At 67.8% G+C, this 16,043-nt stretch carries 15 protein-coding genes; all 15 read right to left on the bottom strand.

Going from position 1 to position 16,043, the window contains the following annotated elements; translation table 11 throughout:
• Positions 1 to 78: 78 nt before the first annotated feature.
• On the bottom strand, positions 79 to 921 hold the full coding sequence (gene pyrF / locus ATC04_RS09285) for an orotidine-5'-phosphate decarboxylase (RefSeq protein ID WP_047119172.1): 843 nt from the start codon (positions 919 to 921) through the stop codon (positions 79 to 81).
• Positions 914 to 4,192 (bottom strand): carbamoyl-phosphate synthase large subunit, encoded by a 3,279-nt coding sequence (gene carB, locus ATC04_RS09280; protein WP_047119173.1) that lies wholly within the window; start codon positions 4,190 to 4,192, stop codon positions 914 to 916. Before carB ends, pyrF begins: the two co-directional genes overlap by 8 nt.
• Positions 4,192 to 5,361 (bottom strand): glutamine-hydrolyzing carbamoyl-phosphate synthase small subunit, encoded by a 1,170-nt coding sequence (carA, locus tag ATC04_RS09275; RefSeq protein WP_047119174.1) that lies wholly within the window; start codon positions 5,359 to 5,361, stop codon positions 4,192 to 4,194. The genes carB and carA overlap by 1 nt, the downstream gene beginning before the upstream one ends.
• Positions 5,358 to 5,870, bottom strand: coding sequence for a hypothetical protein (locus tag ATC04_RS09270; protein ID WP_047119175.1), 513 nt, complete (start codon positions 5,868 to 5,870; stop codon positions 5,358 to 5,360). Before ATC04_RS09270 ends, carA begins: the two co-directional genes overlap by 4 nt.
• Positions 5,863 to 7,167: a dihydroorotase gene (locus ATC04_RS09265; protein ID WP_047119176.1), complete on the bottom strand. Its 1,305-nt coding sequence runs from the start codon at positions 7,165 to 7,167 to the stop codon at positions 5,863 to 5,865. The genes ATC04_RS09270 and ATC04_RS09265 overlap by 8 nt, the downstream gene beginning before the upstream one ends.
• A gap of 10 nt (positions 7,168 to 7,177) precedes the next feature.
• Complete coding sequence (locus ATC04_RS09260; protein ID WP_047119177.1) at positions 7,178 to 8,140, bottom strand: aspartate carbamoyltransferase catalytic subunit; 963 nt, start codon at positions 8,138 to 8,140, stop codon at positions 7,178 to 7,180.
• Positions 8,137 to 8,706 (bottom strand): bifunctional pyr operon transcriptional regulator/uracil phosphoribosyltransferase PyrR, encoded by a 570-nt coding sequence (gene pyrR / locus ATC04_RS09255; protein WP_047119178.1) that lies wholly within the window; start codon positions 8,704 to 8,706, stop codon positions 8,137 to 8,139. Before pyrR ends, ATC04_RS09260 begins: the two co-directional genes overlap by 4 nt.
• Positions 8,707 to 9,057: 351 nt before the next feature.
• Entirely contained in the window at positions 9,058 to 9,468 is a 411-nt protein-coding gene (nusB, locus tag ATC04_RS09250; RefSeq protein ID WP_047119179.1) for a transcription antitermination factor NusB, read from the bottom strand.
• Complete coding sequence (gene efp / locus ATC04_RS09245) at positions 9,468 to 10,028, bottom strand: elongation factor P (protein WP_047119180.1); 561 nt, start codon at positions 10,026 to 10,028, stop codon at positions 9,468 to 9,470. The genes nusB and efp overlap by 1 nt, the downstream gene beginning before the upstream one ends.
• Before the next feature lie 150 nt (positions 10,029 to 10,178).
• Positions 10,179 to 10,709, bottom strand: coding sequence for a hypothetical protein (locus ATC04_RS09240; protein ID WP_052772373.1), 531 nt, complete (start codon positions 10,707 to 10,709; stop codon positions 10,179 to 10,181).
• Positions 10,710 to 10,711: 2 nt separating this feature from the next.
• Positions 10,712 to 11,803, bottom strand: a complete 1,092-nt coding sequence (aroB, locus tag ATC04_RS09235) for a 3-dehydroquinate synthase (protein ID WP_047119181.1) — start codon at positions 11,801 to 11,803, stop codon at positions 10,712 to 10,714.
• 79 nt (positions 11,804 to 11,882) lie between these two features.
• Positions 11,883 to 12,371, bottom strand: coding sequence for a shikimate kinase (locus ATC04_RS09230; protein WP_047119182.1), 489 nt, complete (start codon positions 12,369 to 12,371; stop codon positions 11,883 to 11,885).
• Positions 12,372 to 12,395: 24 nt separating this feature from the next.
• Positions 12,396 to 13,595, bottom strand: a complete 1,200-nt coding sequence (gene aroC, locus ATC04_RS09225) for a chorismate synthase (RefSeq protein ID WP_047120738.1) — start codon at positions 13,593 to 13,595, stop codon at positions 12,396 to 12,398.
• 29 nt (positions 13,596 to 13,624) lie between these two features.
• Positions 13,625 to 14,512 carry a shikimate dehydrogenase gene (locus tag ATC04_RS09220; protein WP_052772374.1) on the bottom strand — a complete coding sequence of 296 codons (888 nt, stop codon included), beginning with the start codon at positions 14,510 to 14,512 and terminating at the stop codon, positions 13,625 to 13,627.
• 75 nt (positions 14,513 to 14,587) lie between these two features.
• Positions 14,588 to 16,024: an endolytic transglycosylase MltG gene (mltG, locus tag ATC04_RS09215; protein WP_052772375.1), complete on the bottom strand. Its 1,437-nt coding sequence runs from the start codon at positions 16,022 to 16,024 to the stop codon at positions 14,588 to 14,590.
• Positions 16,025 to 16,043: the final 19 nt, after the last annotated feature.

The following is a 16,043-nucleotide window of genomic DNA, read 5'->3' as shown; positions in this document are numbered from 1 at the left end:
TTTGGCAAGACTAATCGCGTTGTGGCCAGTAGAAACTCTATCGGCCACAACGCGATTGGGTCGCATATTTAGTTGTCGCTACTTCGCTGCGAGCAGTTCGTCGCGCACGCTGCGCGCCTTGTCTCGAAGCTCGTTCACGTCCGGGCCTGCCTTCAGGATGTCGCGGCTGCTGGTCCCCAGTACCTGGCGGTAGCTGGAGGCGAACGCCGTTGCGATGTCCTGCGCCGTCGCCCCCTGGGCGCCGAGGCCCGGGGTAAGCAGCGGAGCCTTGGAAGCGCTCAGGTCAATGCCGAGTTTCGCGGGTGCGTCGCCGATGGTCGCACCGACCACCAAGCCGACATGCCCCAAATCTTCGGCATCTGCATTTTCCGCGCTGACCTGCTCGATGATTGATTTAGCAACTGACTTATCACCGCCGACATGCTGCACCGAAGCGCCCTCCGGGTTGGAGGTCAGCCCCAGCACGAACACTCCCCTGCCGGTGGCCGCAGCCAGGTCGATGGCGGGGCGCAGTGACTCGTAGCCCAGGTACGGGCTCAGGGTCACGGCGTCCGAGGCCAGCGGCGAGGAATCGTCCAGCCAGGCGGTCGCGTAGGCTGCCATGGTGGAGCCGATGTCCCCGCGCTTGGCGTCGGCCAGCGTCAGCAGGTTGGCAGCCTTCGCGGCCTGGAGGGTCTCCTCCAACGCCGCGAAGCCGGCCGAACCGAAGCGCTCGTACAAGGCCACCTGCGGTTTCAGGATGGCGGCCACGCCGGTCATCGCCTCCACCACAGTGAGCGAAAACACGCGCACGCCCTCGGCCGTGTTCGGCAGTCCCCAGGCCTCCAGCAGCCCCGGGTGCGGGTCGATGCCCACGCACAGCGGTCCGCTGGAGTCCATGGCCGCCCGAAGGCGGGTCCCGAATGGCACCGGACTAGGCATTGCGCGCTGCTTCCAGTGCGGTTTCGTGCTCCTGCAGGCTGGTGACGTCCCAGGCGTATTCGCGCAGGGCGTCGATGGCCTGGACGGCCGCGCCGAACTCCGCCACGGTGGTGATCACCGGGGTGCCGACGCTGGTGGCTGCAGCGCGGATCTCGTATCCGTCGCCGCGGGCATCGGAACCCGACGGGGTGTTCAGGATCAGCCCGATCTCGCCAGCCTGGATGAGGTCGACGATCGACTCGCCGCCCTCGTGCAGCTTGCCCACGATCTGGGTCGGGATGCCGTTGCGGCGCAGCACCTCGGCGGTGCCGCCGGTGGAGATGATCTCGAAACCGCGGTCGGCCAGGTGCTTGACCGGCATCACGATCGAGCGCTTGTCGCGGTTGGTGACCGAGACGAAGACCTTGCCGCTGGTCGGCAGCGGGTTGTTCGCCGCGGCCTGCGACTTGGCGAAGGCGGTGTCGAAGTACTTGTCGATGCCCATGACCTCGCCGGTGGAGCGCATCTCAGGGCCGAGCAGCGAGTCGACGACCTTGCCCTCCGGGGTGCGGAAGCGGGCGAACGGCATGACCGCTTCCTTGACCGCGATCGGTGCCGAGTCCGGCAGGTTCGCACCGTCGCCCTCGGCAGGCAGGTAGCTGCCGCGCAGCTCGGCCAGGGTCTTGCCCACGCCGATCAGCGCCGCGACCTTGGCCAGCTGCACGCCCGTGGCCTTGGAGGTGAACGGCACGGTGCGCGAGGCGCGCGGGTTCGCCTCGATCACGTAGAGGATGTCGGAGGCCAGCGCGAACTGGATGTTGATCAGGCCGCGCACGCCCACGCCCTCGGCGATGGCGCGGGTTGCTTCCTTCACGCGGGCGCGCACGTCAGGGCCCAGGGTGATCGGAGGCAGGGTGCAGGCCGAGTCGCCCGAGTGGATGCCGGCCTCCTCGATGTGCTCCATGATGCCGCCGACGTAGAGGTCGGTGCCGTCGAACAGGGCGTCGACGTCGATCTCGATGGCGTCTTCCAGGAAGCGGTCGACCAGGACCGGGTGGTCCACGGTGATCTCGGTGGCGTTGGCGATGTAGCGCTCCAGCGAGGCCTCGTCGTAGACGATTTCCATGCCGCGGCCGCCCAGCACGTAGCTCGGGCGCACCAGGACCGGGTAGCCGATCGAGTCCGCGATGGCCTTGGCCTCAGGGAAGGACACTGCGGTGCCGTTCTTGGGGGCGATCAGCCCGGAGTTGTCCAGCACGCGCTGGAAGGCGCCGCGGTGCTCGGCCAGGTCGATGGCCTCCGGGGAGGTGCCCAGGATGTTCACGCCGGCCTCCTTCAGCTCTGCTGCCAGCTTCAGCGGGGTCTGCCCGCCCAGCTGCACGAACACGCCCAGCACGCCGCCGGTCTCCTCTTCCGCGTGGATGATCTCCAGCACGTCTTCCAGCGTCAGGGGCTCGAAGTACAGGCGGTCGGAGATGTCGTAGTCGGTGGAGACGGTTTCCGGGTTGCAGTTGACCATGACGGTCTCGTAGCCCTCGGCACGCAGCGCCATCACCGCGTGGACGCAGGAGTAGTCGAACTCGATGCCCTGGCCGATGCGGTTCGGGCCGGAGCCCAGGATGATCACGGACTTCTTCTCGTGCGCGACCAGCTCGGTCTCCTCGTCGTAGGAGGAGTACATGTAGGGGGTGAAGGCCTCGAACTCGGCGGCGCAGGTGTCGACGGTCTTGTAGACCGGGCGCACGCCCAGCGCATGGCGCACGCCGCGCACCACTGCCTCGGACTTGCCGGTGAGCTTGGCGATCTGCGCGTCGGAGAAGCCGTGGCGCTTGGCCTCGCGCAGCACGTCCTCGCCCAGGTCCTTGTTCTGCGCGATCATCGCGGCGGTCTCGTTGATCAGCGCCAGCTGGTCCAGGTACCACGGGTCGATGCCGGTGGCCTCGAACAGCTCCTCGACGCTCTTGCCCGACAGCAGCGCGCGCTGCACCAGGGACATGCGCTCGGTGGAGCCCTTCTCGATGTGCTTCATGACCGAGTCAAGCTCGTCGGCTTCGATCGGATCGAAGGAGAGCTCCGAGCCCTTCTGCTCCAGGGAGCGCAGGGCCTTCTGCAGCGCCTCGGTGAAGTTGCGGCCCAGGGCCATGGCCTCGCCGACGGACTTCATGGTGGTGGTCAGGGTGGCGTCGGCGGCCGGGAACTTCTCGAACGCGAAGCGCGGTACCTTGACGACGACGTAGTCCAGCGCCGGCTCGAAGGAGGCCGGGGTCTTCTGGGTGATGTCGTTCGGGATCTCGTCCAGGGTGTAGCCCAGGGAGAGCTTGGTGGCGATCTTCGCGATGGCGAAGCCGGTGGCCTTGGAGGCCAGCGCGGAGGAACGCGACACACGCGGGTTCATCTCGATGACCACCACGCGGCCGGTGTCGGGCTCGATGGCGAACTGGATGTTGCAGCCGCCGGTGTCCACGCCCACCTCGCGGATCACGGCGATGGAGATGTCGCGCAGGTTCTGGTACTCGCGGTCGGTCAGGGTCATCGCAGGGGCCACGGTGATGGAGTCGCCGGTGTGCACGCCGACGGGATCGAAGTTCTCGATGGAGCAGACGACCACGACGTTGTCGTTCTTGTCGCGCATCATCTCCAGCTCGTACTCCTTCCAGCCGAGGATCGACTCCTCCAGGAGCACCTCGGTGGTCGGCGAGTACTGCAGGCCGGCGCCGGCGATGCGGGTCAGGTCCTCGGCGTTGTACGCCATGCCCGAGCCCAGGCCGCCCATGGTGAAGGACGGGCGCACGACGACCGGGTAGTTCAGCTCCTCGACGGCGGCGAAGGCCTCGTCAAGGGTGTGCACGATAACCGAGCGGGCCGATTCGGCGCCGCAGCGCTCAACGACGCCCTTGAACTTCTCGCGGTCCTCGCCCAGCTCGATGGCTTCGATGTTCGCGCCGATCAGCTCGACGTTGTACTTCTCCAAGGCGCCGGACTTGTCCAGCGCGATGGCGGTGTTCAGCGCGGTCTGCCCGCCCAGGGTCGGCAGGATCGCGTCGGGGCGCTCCTTGGCGATGATCTTCTCGACGACCTCCGGGGTGATCGGCTCGACGTAGGTGGCGTCGGCGAATTCCGGGTCGGTCATGATGGTGGCGGGGTTGGAGTTGACCAGGATGACCCGCAGGCCCTCCTCCTTCAGCACGCGCAGCGCCTGGGTGCCGGAGTAGTCGAACTCGGCGGCCTGGCCAATGACGATTGGACCCGAACCGATGACGAGAACTGAGTTGAGATCGGTGCGCTTAGGCATTACTTGGCGTCCTTTTCTGCGGCGGAATCCATGGCGGAGACGAAACGGTCAAAGAGGTAGGCGGCATCGTGCGGGCCGGAGGCTGCCTCTGGGTGGTACTGCACGGAGAACGCAGGGATGTCGAGGCAGCTCAGGCCCTCGACGACCTGGTCGTTCAGGGAGAAGTGGGAGACCTCGACCTTGCCGTAGCGCTCGATCGGGGCGGTGAAGCTGCCTTCGATCGGGGCGTCGACGGCGAAGCCGTGGTTCTGGCTGGTGATTTCCACGCGGCCGGTGGCCTTGTCCATCACCGGCTGGTTGATGCCGCGGTGGCCGAAGCGCAGCTTGTAGGTTTCCAGGCCCAGCGCGCGGCCGAGCATCTGGTTGCCGAAGCAGATGCCGAAGTACGGGATGCCCGCGTCGAGCACCGAGCGCACCAGCTCGACCTGCGCGGCGGCCGCGGCGGGGTCGCCCGGGCCGTTGGAGAAGAACACGCCGGTGGCCCCGGTGGCCTTGATGTCCTCGAGGGTGGCGTTGTACGGCAGCACGTGCACGCGCAGGCCGCGCTCGGCCAGGCGGTGCGGGGTCATCGACTTCATGCCCAGGTCGATGGCGGCGACGGTGTGCTTGGCCTGGCCCTCATAGCCGTGGTCGGCCGGTTCGACGACGTAGGCCTCATCGGTGGAAACCTCGGCGGAGATGTTGCGCCCTGCCATCGGCGGCTGCGCGGTGACCTGCGCGATGAGGTCGGCCTCGGATGCCGCGGCCGCGTCGCCGGAGAAGATGCCGGACTTCATGGCGCCGGCGTCACGCAGGTGGCGGGTCAGCGCACGGGTGTCGACCCCGCGGATGCCGACGATCCCGTTGCTGAGCAGGTCGTCTTCCAGGGTGCGCTCCGAGCGCCAGTTGCTCGGGCGTCGGCTGGCCTCGCGGACCACGTAGCCGGCGGCCCACATGCGCTTGGACTCGTTGTCCTCGTCGTTCACCCCGGTGTTTCCCACGTGCGGGAAGGTCTGGGTGATGATCTGGTGCGCGTAGGACGGGTCGGTCAGCGTCTCCTGGTAGCCGGTCATGCCGGTGGTGAACACTGCCTCGCCCAGCGCGGTGCCGATCTTGCCGTAGCTGCGGCCGCGGAAGATGCGGCCATCTTCGAGGACCAGCACTGCGGGTAGGTTGCTCAGGGAATTCACTTGTTTGTCTCCTGCTCGGCTGCGCCGCGGTGGTGCGACGCCAGCAACTGATAAATCTTGGGGGTGTCCTCGGCGAACCGGGGGCGGAAGCCGGTGTCGAAGGCGAAGCCGTCCTTCTCCCAGCTGATCACGATCAGGCCGTTCTTCTCGACGAACTTCCCGATCATGCCGGAGGAACGGCTGACCTTCTCGAAGGCGCTCCACGGGACGTGGAGGTCCCGGGTGCCGGGGCGGACCAGGTGCAGGCCCGCGGCGCCGAGCTGCAGCTGCGCATTGCTGCGGACCCCCAGATCGTGCACCGCGATGCGCTCCAGCCAGTCCTCGTACTTCGTGGTGGCCACGTACATCCCGGAGAACTCGTGGTCGACCTTGTCGGCGAAGGGCTCGAAGGGCTCGGGCACGTTCGCCTGCCGGGCTTTGAGGTTGCGCCAACCGAGAAGGATCAGCGCGCAGGCGCCGACGATGACCAGCACCGTGATGAGCACCGGCACGATGGCTTCCCTAGGCATCGGCAGGCCTCGGGGTGGCCAGCTGGCCGTCGAGCACCGTGGGGTGGCCGTGGAAGAAGGTCGCGCGCACCGAACCGGGCAGCTCCATGCCGGCGAACGGCGAGTTGCGGCCCTTGGTGGCCATCGCGTACGGATCCACGATCCAGCGCGCGGCCGGATCCACGAGCACCAGGTTTGCAGGCTCGCCCACGGCGATCGGGCGGCCCTGGTCCGCGACGCGGCCGATCTGCGCCGGGGTGGTCGAGGTGATGCGGGCGACGTCTGCCCAGGACAGCAGCCCGGTGTCAACCAGGGCGTGCTGCACGATGGACAGCGCGGTCTCCAGCCCGGTCATGCCCATGGCGGCCGCTGCCCACTCGCATTCCTTGGATTCGGCAGGGTGCGGCGCGTGGTCGGTGCCGATCACGTCGATGGTGCCGTCGGCGACCGCTGCGCGCAGCGCCATCACGTCTTCCTCGCGGCGCAGCGGCGGGTTGACCTTGAAGACCGGGTCGAAGGTGCGCACCTTCTCGTCGGTGAGCAGCAGATGGTGGGGGGTGACCTCGGCGGTGACCTGGATGCCGCGCGCCTTGGCCCAGCGGATGATCTCCACCGAGCCGGCGGTGGACACGTGGCACACGTGCAGGCGGGCGCCGACGTGCTCGGCCAGCAGCACGTCGCGGGCGATGATCGACTCCTCCGCCACGGCAGGCCAGCCGGGCAGGCCCAGCACCGAGGAGACTTCGCCCTCGTTCATCTGGGCGCCGTCGGTCAGGCGGGGCTCCTGGGCATGCTGGGCGATGACGCCGTCGAAGGCCTTCACGTACTCCAGCGCGCGGCGCATCAGCAGCGGGTCCGAGACGCAGATGCCGTCGTCGGAGAACATCTTGACCTGGGCGCGGGAATCGGCCATGGCGCCGATCTCGCTCAGCTGCTTGCCTTCCAGCCCGACGGTGACAGCGCCCACCGGGCGCACGTCCACCCAGCCGGCCTTGCGGCCCAGCTCGTAGACCTGCTCGACGACGCCGGCGGTGTCGGCCACGGGGGTCGAGTTGGCCATCGCATGCACCGCGGTGTAGCCGCCCTTGGCGGCGGCGCGGGTGCCGGTTTCCACGGTCTCGGCGTCTTCGCGGCCGGGTTCGCGCAGGTGGGTGTGCGGGTCGACCATGCCGGGCAGCAGCACCAGGCCGCGCCCGTCGACGACCTGCACGCCGTCCGCCGGCGCGATGGAGCCGAGCTGGGCGATGCGCCCGTCGGCGATGAGCACGTCCTGGGGCTCGACGCCCAGGATGGAGGCCTGTTGAATGAGGTAGTTCATGGGTTCTTCCTTAGATCAGGTCGCCGGAGAGGAGCATGTAGAGGCTTGCCATGCGCACGGCCACACCGTTGGTGACCTGATCGAGCACGGTGGAGCGGGGGGAATCGGCCGCCGCGGAGGAGATCTCCAAGCCGCGGTTCATCGGGCCCGGGTGCATGATCAGCGTTTCGGCGCCGGCCGCGTCCAGCGTGCCCAGGCGGGCGTCGTCCAGCCCCCAGTAGCGCGAGTATTCGCGCGGGTTCGGGAAGTAGGCGGCCTTCATGCGCTCGCCCTGCACACGCAGCATCATCAGCGCGTCGACACCCTCGGCGATGACCTGGTCCAGGTCGTAGCTGATGGTGCACGGCCAGGACTCGGCGCCCACCGGCAGCAGGGTCGGCGGGGCGACCATGGTCACCGAGGCGCCCAGGGTGTTCAGCAGCCAGAGGTTCGAGCGGGCCACGCGGCTATGCAGGATGTCTCCGACGATCGCGACCTTCAGCCCGTCCAGGCCGAGCCCGGTGGCGGAGACCCCGTCGCGCAGGGCCAGCTGGCGGCGCAGCGTGAACGCGTCCAGCAGCGCCTGGGTCGGGTGCTCGTGGGTGCCGTCGCCGGCGTTGATGATCGGCAGGTCGATCCAGTCGGTGGCGGCCAGGCGGGCCGGTGCCCCGGAGTCCGGGTGGCGGATGACCACGGCGTCGGCGCCGATGGCCAGCAGCGTCTGCGCGGTGTCCTTCAGCGACTCGCCCTTGGACACCGAGGAGCCCTTGGCGGAGAAGTTGATGACGTCCGCGCTCAGCCGCTTGGCGGCCGCCTCGAAGGAGATGCGGGTGCGGGTGGAGTCCTCGAAAAACAGGTTCACCACGGTGCGCCCGCGCAGGGCCGGGAGCTTCTTGACCACGCGGGTTCCGGCTTCGCGCATCTCGCCGGCGATGTCGAGGATCTTGACCGCTTCCTCGCGCGAGAGGTCGGCGGTCGATAGCAGGTGTTTCATTCAGCAGCCTCGATCATCACTTCATTGGTTCCGTCGATCTCTTCCAGGTGCACGCGCACCTTCTCGCTCTTCGCGGTGGGCAGGTTCTTGCCCACGTGGTCGGCGCGGATGGGAAGTTCGCGGTGTCCGCGGTCCACCAGCACGGCCAGGCGCACGATGCGCGGGCGGCCCCAGTCGGACAGGGCGTCCAGGGCGGCGCGGATGGTCCGGCCGGAGTAGAGCACGTCGTCCACCAGCACCACGACCTTGCCGTCGATGCCGCCGGCGGGCAGCTTCGTGGGCTCTGGGGTGCGGGTGGTTGAATGACGCAGGTCATCGCGGTACAGGGTGATGTCGAGCTGTCCGACCAAGGATGCCGGATCGATGGGGGTGTCGGCGGAAGCCGCGATGCGGGCCGCCAGGCGCTGGGCTAACGGGAAGCCGCGGCGCGGGATGCCTAGGAGAACGAGGTCCTCGATGCCTTTGTTGGCCTCGATGATCTCGAAGGCCACGCGGGTCAGTACACGTTCGATGTCGTCCCCGGTAAGAACCGTACGGGCACCGTCCGACGCTGAATTTTCATTCATGCTGTGCACCTCTCCCTTCTCCGCCTCACGGGACGGTCTTAAAGGAATATTGCTACTTCAAATTATCACGGGTGAAGACCGATTCTCGAGCGCAAGGGTATGCATGAGGGTGAATACGGCGTGAATTGCGCCACGGCGTCGCAAGGCGGCGCCGCCAACCCTCGCGCAATCCCGGGCAACCTGCAGGATTCAGCGCAGTGCCGGGGGCTGTTGTCGCATTCACCACATGCCCGGCGGTGCGTTCCAGCGCTGCCGTGCGCTAGCGTCCAGGCAGCGACAGGGCATGAAAAAGCCGCAGCCCGAACCCCCGGGAACGGGGGTTCAGGCTGCGGCGTGAAGACGTGCGGAGTGCTAGTCGATCAGGGTGTCCTTGACGCTCTGGATGCGGCCCAGAACGCCGTTGACGAATTCAGGCGACTCGTCGGTGGACAGCTCGCGAACGTTGATGACCGCCTCGGACACGGCAACCGCGTCGGGCACGTCGTCGTTGTAAAGCAGTTCCCAGACGCCGATGCGCAGGGCCGCACGGTCGACGGCGGGCATGCGGTCGATGGTCCAGTCCTTGACATAGCTTTCCAGCACCTCGTCAATGCGGTCCAGATGCGCCATGACCCCTTCAAGCAGGGTCATCGAGTACTCGTTCAGGCTGATGTCGGAGTTCTCGCGGCGTGCGATGGCCACCTTGATGGGGTCAACATCGCGCGCCTCGGCCTCAAAGAGGAATTCGAGGGCGCGGCGTCGGGCTTTGGCTCGGGCTCGCACTAGTTGACACGACCCAGGTAGTCGCCGGTGCGGGTGTCGACCTTGACCTTGGTGTTCTGCTCGACGAACAGCGGCACCTGGATCTCCTTGCCGGTTTCCAGTGTGGCTGGCTTGGTGCCGGCCGAGGAGCGGTCGCCCTGCAGGCCCGGCTCGGTGTAGGTGATCTCCAGGACCACGGAGGCAGGCAGTTCCAGGTACAGCGGGCTGCCGTCGTGCATGGCGATGGTCAGTTCCTGGTTTTCCAGCATGTAGCCTGCGGCGTCGCCCACGGTGGCGCCGGCGACGGTGATCTGGTCGTAGTCGTCCAGGTTCATGAAGACGAAGTCTTCGCCGTCCTGGTAGAGGTACTGGTAGTCGCGGCGGTCGACGGTGGCCAGCTCGATCTTGGTGCCGGCATTGTAGGTCTTGTCCAGAACCTTGCCCGAGATGACGTTGCGCATCTTGGTGCGGACGAACGCGCCGCCCTTGCCCGGCTTCACGTGCTGGAAGTCGATGATGGTCCACAGCTGGCCGTCGATCTTGATGACCTGGCCGTTTTTGATGTCGGTTGTATCCGCCACGGTTCCTCAATCCTCTATTTTCGCCTGCGCAGGGCCGGCATTGTCAAAAATCCATTGACCAGTTTACCCCATCAGGGGCCCGCTGGCGTGTGTTCGTGCGGTGGCGCGCATTACGCGCGGCCGCCTAGCGCCCGTTCGGGGCACTGGCGGCTACGCTGCGGCGCGTTCCTCGGCGATCTGCAGGCAGGTGCTCGAGGCGTTGACCAGGTAGGCGTCGTCGTTCATGGCGATGCGCTGCTCCATGGCCTTGCGGAAACGGGTCGCGGCGGCCTTGTAGTCGCCCTTCGCGAAGAAGCTGAAACCGAGGTGGTGGTGCATCAGCGGCTCGTAGAAGGTGCCGGCGAACTCCTCGGCCAGCTTGCGCAGGCGGTTGATCGCGCGGTCGAAGTTGCCCTGCATGCGGGTCAGCTCGGTGTCCAGCACACGCAAATGGGCGTTCGTCGGATCCAGCAGGCGCGATTCGGCGATCAGCTCGCCGGCCGCGGCCAGTTCGCCGCGGGCCAGCAGGATGACAACCCGGTCGGTCGGCGAACCGACCTGCATCTGCTGCTCGGCGGCTTCCGCGTCGGCGATGTACGGCTTGAGGGTTTCGGGATCGATCAACACGCCGTTGATCGAGGTGCCGACGCCCTCGCGGTTCACCGATGCGACGTCGATGGCGTATGCGGTGTAGTCGCCCATGCTTATTCCCCGATTTCCTGGTAGGCCGCGAAGAGCAGCGAACTGTCCGGCACTTCGTAGATGCGTGGACGGCCGATGTCCTCCAGCACCACGAAGCGCAGCTGGCTGCCGCGCGCCTTCTTGTCGCGCTTCATGCCGTCCAGCAGCGAAGCCCAGCGGTCGTTGCGGTAGGTGGTCGGCAGCCCCAGGGATTTCAGGATGCTCTGGTGGCGGTCGGCGACCGCGTCGGAGGTGTAGCCCACCGAGCGGCCAAGCTCTGCGGCGAAGCACAGGCCGATGGAGACCGCTGCGCCATGGCGCATCTGGTAGCGCTCGGCCAGCTCGATGGCGTGGGCCAGGGTGTGGCCGTAGTTCAGGAATTCGCGGTCGCCCGATTCCTTCAGGTCGCGGGAAACCACGTCCGCCTTCACCGCGATGGTGCGTTCGATCAGCTCGCGCAGGCGCTCGCTGGAGGGGTCGATCGCGTCCTGCGGGTCCTCTTCGATGAGTTCCAGGATGCGCTCGTCGGCGATGAAGCCGGTCTTCACGATCTCGGCCATGCCGGTGACAAGTTCGTTCTTCGGCAAGGTGGCCAGCGCGTCCAGATCGGCCAGCACGGCGGCCGGCGGATGGAAGGCGCCGACGAGGTTCTTGCCCTCGGCGGTGTTGATGCCGGTCTTGCCGCCCACGGCGGCGTCGACCATGGCCAGCAGCGAGGTCGGGATGTGGACGACTTTCACGCCGCGCAGCCAGGTGGCTGCCACGAAGCCGGCGACGTCGGTGACGGCGCCGCCGCCTACCGAGACGATGGCGTCGGAGCGGGTGAAGTCGTTCTTGCCCAGGACTTCCCAGCAGAAGGAGGCGACCTGGATGTGCTTGCCCTCTTCGGCATCCGGGATCTCCGCGGTCAGCGCTTCGAGGCCGGCCTTGGCCAGGTCGTCACGCACCACGTCGCCGGTGGCCCGAAGCGCGCGGGGGTGGATCACCAGGACCTTCTTGACTGCGGGCCCGAGCAGCTCGGGCAGCTGGCCCAGCAATCCGGTGCCGACCAGGACGGGATAGGATTCCGCCGGGGTGGTTCCGGTGACCTGCAGTGTGGTTGGTGCTAAAGGCATCAGTTTAAAACCTCCTGATGGTGCTGATTTTTCAAGCGTAGCCCTGCACACGGGCAGATATGCCATCTCGTGGCACTAATCACATACGCCCAAGTCGGGCCGCGATCTCTTCGACAATTTGTAGAACTGGCTTGCCGTCGACCAATATGCGCACGTCAGCGATTGATTCGTAAATGTCCTTGCGGGCCGCCAGCAGCGTCTTCCAGGCGTTGAGTGCCTGATCACCTGCCAGAAGCGGACGGGTGGAGTCGCCCTTGATGCGCGCGGCGGCGCCGTCTGCGGTCATCTCCAGGTAGACCACGGTGCCGCCGGCCAGGACCTTGCGGTTCGACTCGCGCAGCACCGCGCCTCCCCCGGTGGCGATGACGCCCTCGGGGACGCCCGCCAGGGTTTCCTCTTCCAGGTCGCGGAAGCGCTGCTCGCCGTGGGCGGCGAAGATGGAGGCGATGGAGCCGTGGGCGGCGACGATGAGCTCGTCGGTGTCCACGAAGGGCAGCGACAGCGCGGCGGCCAGCGACTTGCCCACGGTGGACTTGCCGCTGGCCATCGGGCCAATGAGGTAGATCATGCGGTTGTTGTTCCTCGGGCGCGCCTAGACGCCAGTCGATTCCAGGCTGTCCGGGATGCTGGCCAGGTAGGTGTCGATGTTGCGCTTGGTCTCGGTCACCGAATCGCCGCCGAACTTCTCCAGCAGCGACTGGGCCAGCACCAGGGCGACCATGGCCTCGGCGACGACACCGGCGGCCGGCACGGCGCAAACGTCCGAACGCTGGTGGTGCGCGGTGGTGTCCTCGCCGGTGGCGGTGTCCACGGTGCGCAGGGCGCGCGGGACGGTGGCGATCGGCTTCATGGCCGCGCGCACGCGCAGCACCTCGCCGATGCTCATGCCGCCCTCGATGCCGCCGGCGCGGTTCGAGGCGCGCCGGATGGTGCCGTCGTCGCCGCGCACGATCTCATCGTGGGCCGCGGAGCCGCGCCGGGCAGCGGTGGCGAAGCCGTCGCCGACTTCCACGCCCTTGATGGCCTGGATGCCCATCAGGGCCCCGGCCAGGCGCGCGTCCAGGCGGCGGTCCCAGTGCACGTAGGAGCCGATGCCCGGGGGCAGGTTGTAGGCGAGCACCTCGACCACGCCGCCGAGGGTCTCCCCCGCCTTGTGCGCGTCGTCGACTTCGGCCACCATCGCGGCGGAGGTCTCCTTATCGAAGCAGCGCAGCGGATCGGCGTCCAGGGCCGCGACGTCCGCGGCGGTGGGCAGGGCGGCGTCCTGCGGCGCGGACACAGCGCCGACGGCGGTGGTGTGGGAGACGAGCTGGATGCCCAGGTCGGCCAGGAAGCGGGAGGCCACCTCGCCCAGGGCGACGCGGGCCGCGGTTTCGCGGGCGCTGGCGCGCTCGAGCACCGGGCGGGCGTCGTCGAAGCCGTACTTCTGCATGCCGGTGAAATCAGCGTGCCCCGGGCGCGGGCGGGTCAGCGGCGCGTTGCGGGCCATCGAAGCCAGCTCGTCCAGGTCGACCGGATCGGCGCTCATCACCTTCTGCCACTTGGGCCATTCGGTGTTGCCGATCTCGATCGCGATCGGGCCGCCCTGGGTCTTGCCGTGGCGCACGCCGCCGAGGAAGGTGACCTGGTCCTTTTCAAACTTCATCCGGGCGCCGCGGCCATAGCCGAGGCGCCGGCGCGCGAGGGCATCGCGCACTGCTTCACTGTCCACCGAGACTCCGGCGGGCAGACCTTCAAGAATTCCTACAAGGGCGGGGCCATGAGATTCGCCCGCGGTCAACCAACGCAACATGTCCACCATTTTGCCATGACCTGCACGCATTAACCGTGTCGATGAAGCCCCAGGGAGTCATACATCGCATTTGTGACGTTCTCGCGCTGCGCCTGATCGAAGTCGATGCGGCTGAAGGCCCGGGCCTGCTCGACCGCCTGGTGCACCAGCATGTGCAGCCCGGAAATGATGGTTCCGCCCCAGGACGAGGCGAGTGCCGAGGGCCACGGATCATAGGCGACATCCAGCAGGATGCCGGCGCCGGGGCCGAGCTTGTGAATCCAGCCGTCCGCGGCGCGCGGAGGCAGGGTGCTGAACACCAGCTCGTCCTGCTCGACCGCCTGGCCGTCCAGTGCGGAGATCTCCAGCACCTGCGGCTCGATGCCCAGCGAGCTGGCCAGGGCGGTGGCGCGGTTCGCTCGTGAGGCGTCGCGCACGATCAGCTTCAGCCGCCGGGCGCCGAGCTCGGCGCAGGCCTCGATGGCGGCCAGCGCGGTATTGCCCGACCCGAGGATCGTGGGCTGCTCGCAGCGCGTGAGCCCGAAGTCCGCCAGCGCGAGCACCAGCCCGTCCACGTCGGTGTTCTGCCCGAACAGGGTCCCGTCCTCGCGCACGACGATGGTGTTCAGCGCGCCGAGCCGCGCCACGCGGTCGGAGAGCTCGTCCATGTAGGGCACGAACACGTCCTTCAGCGGCATGGTCACCGAGCAGCCGGCCCATCCCCCGGCGCGCACGCGGGCGATGTGCTCGGCGGCCTGCGCGGGGTCCAGCTCGATCGCCTCGTAGCGCACGGGCGCGCCGAGCAGCTCATAGGCCGCGCGGTGCAGCACCGGCGACTTGGAATGTCCGATGGGCTTGCCCAGCACGGCTGCCTGCAGCGGCTGGATCGGCTGGTTGTCCTGCGGCTTGTCCTGCGGCGGCTGTGCTGGGTGCACCATGGCGTGTCCCGGATCTTTCTGCCCCGGGCCCGGTGCGCGCGGGGGCGCGGCGGGCAGCGGGGCCGCTTGGAGGGGTTATTGGCAGACGTCGGCGTTCGCGGCGCACCAGGCGCGGAATTCGGCCTGGTTCTGCTGGTGCTCGGCGTAGGTGGCGGCGAACTTGGTTTCGCCGGTCTGCGTATTGACCGTGACCCAGTAGTAGTAGTCGTTCGGCGCGGGGTTCACCGCGGCCTTGATCGCGTCGTTGCTGGGCGAGCCGATGGGGGTGGGCGGCAGCCCGGGGTGCACGTAGGTGTTGTACGCGTTGGACTTGTCCGCGCGCTCCTCGGCGCTGAACTGCAGGGTGTAGCGGTCCAGCCCGTAGATCACCGCGGAGTCGACCTGCAGCAGCCCGTGGGTTTCGGTGTTGTCCTTGTGCAGGCGGTTCTCGATCGCGCCGGCGACGGCTGGGTAGTCGTTTACGGTGGCCTCGGCCTGCATGATCGAGGCGACCTTCAGGGCGCGGTAGCCCTTGGACAGGTCGGGCTCACCGGCGGCCTTCAGCGACTTCTTGGTCGCGTCGACCAGCGACTGCAGCACCTTCTGCGCGCTGGTGTCCAGCGCGAAGCGGTATTCGCCCGGGTGCAGCCAGCCTTCGAGGTTCTTCACCTCGGCGGGCAGGCCGAACTTCTGGGGCTGCGCGGCGAGCTTGGTCAGCTCGGCCAGTTCCAGGCCCGAGCCCTTGGCGATCTCCTCCAGCGCCGCCGGCATCCGAAGGTTCGCCTTCAGCGCGACGTAGAAGACCTTGTCCGGCTTGTTGTTGATGAGCTCGCCGGCGGCGTCCGCGGCGCGCATCTGCTTCTTGAGCAGGTAGTTGCCCGGGTGGATGACCTTGCTGGGCGCGGTGGACTGCTCCACGGCCTGGGCGAAGAGCTTGTCGCTGGAGACGACGTCCAGCTCCTCGAGCTTGCGGGAGATGACCTGCACACCCCAGCCGTCCTCGACGGTGAATTCAACCGCTTCCCCGCCGGGGCCGGGGTAGTCGTCCGGGTTGAACTGTTTGAGCACTGACTTCACGGTCAGCACCGAGCCGGCGACTACCAGCGCGAACACCAGCACCACGGCGAGCATCACCAAGTTGCGGCGGCGTTTGGTGCGCTTGCGGCGCTGCTTCTTGCCGGCCTCGGCCTGCGCGTCCAGCGGTTCCCCGACCAGGTCCGCGGCGGGCGCCGAACCCCCGGCGTAGTCGTCGTAGGACTGCTCGTTGCGCGGCTGCTGTTCGGGGTCTGCCGCCTGGCCCTCGGCGGGCGCGGCGACTGGAATGTACTCGGTGGCCGGCTGGGCGCCGGAGGCACCCGCGGTGCCGGAAGTTTCCGGGTCGACCGGCTGCAGCTGGTAGTAGCCCAGCCCGGTCAGCTCCGGCGCGGAGGGGGCGGCGAGAGGGTCCGGATGCGAGGACGAGCCCGCGGCGAAACGCTCGTACAGCGCCAGTTGGGTGGCGCGCTGCCGTTCGGCGCGGGTCGTCTCTCGCATCAACTCTCTTTTCTCCGGT

The organism is Arthrobacter sp. YC-RL1, assembly GCF_001454985.1.
GTDB lineage: Bacteria > Actinomycetota > Actinomycetes > Actinomycetales > Micrococcaceae > Glutamicibacter > Glutamicibacter soli.
The sequence above is the reverse complement of the archived record's forward strand: the minus strand, read 5'-3'. Positions and strand labels throughout refer to the sequence as shown.

Coding starts and splice junctions, on each gene's coding strand:
- ATC04_RS09230 (WP_047119182.1), bottom strand. CDS start 12,371: ATGATCTACCTCATTGGCCCGATGGCCAGCGGCAAGTCCACCGTGGGC.
- ATC04_RS09260 (WP_047119177.1), bottom strand. CDS start 8,140: ATGAAACACCTGCTATCGACCGCCGACCTCTCGCGCGAGGAAGCGGTC.
- carB (WP_047119173.1), bottom strand. CDS start 4,192: ATGCCTAAGCGCACCGATCTCAACTCAGTTCTCGTCATCGGTTCGGGT.
- ATC04_RS09270 (WP_047119175.1), bottom strand. CDS start 5,870: ATGCCTAGGGAAGCCATCGTGCCGGTGCTCATCACGGTGCTGGTCATC.
- ATC04_RS09265 (WP_047119176.1), bottom strand. CDS start 7,167: ATGAACTACCTCATTCAACAGGCCTCCATCCTGGGCGTCGAGCCCCAG.
- pyrR (WP_047119178.1), bottom strand. CDS start 8,706: ATGAATGAAAATTCAGCGTCGGACGGTGCCCGTACGGTTCTTACCGGG.
- mltG (WP_052772375.1), bottom strand. CDS start 16,024: ATGCGAGAGACGACCCGCGCCGAACGGCAGCGCGCCACCCAACTGGCG.
- ATC04_RS09240 (WP_052772373.1), bottom strand. CDS start 10,709: ATGGGCGACTACACCGCATACGCCATCGACGTCGCATCGGTGAACCGC.
- ATC04_RS09220 (WP_052772374.1), bottom strand. CDS start 14,512: ATGGTGCACCCAGCACAGCCGCCGCAGGACAAGCCGCAGGACAACCAG.
- aroC (WP_047120738.1), bottom strand. CDS start 13,595: ATGTTGCGTTGGTTGACCGCGGGCGAATCTCATGGCCCCGCCCTTGTA.
- aroB (WP_047119181.1), bottom strand. CDS start 11,803: ATGCCTTTAGCACCAACCACACTGCAGGTCACCGGAACCACCCCGGCG.
- pyrF (WP_047119172.1), bottom strand. CDS start 921: ATGCCTAGTCCGGTGCCATTCGGGACCCGCCTTCGGGCGGCCATGGAC.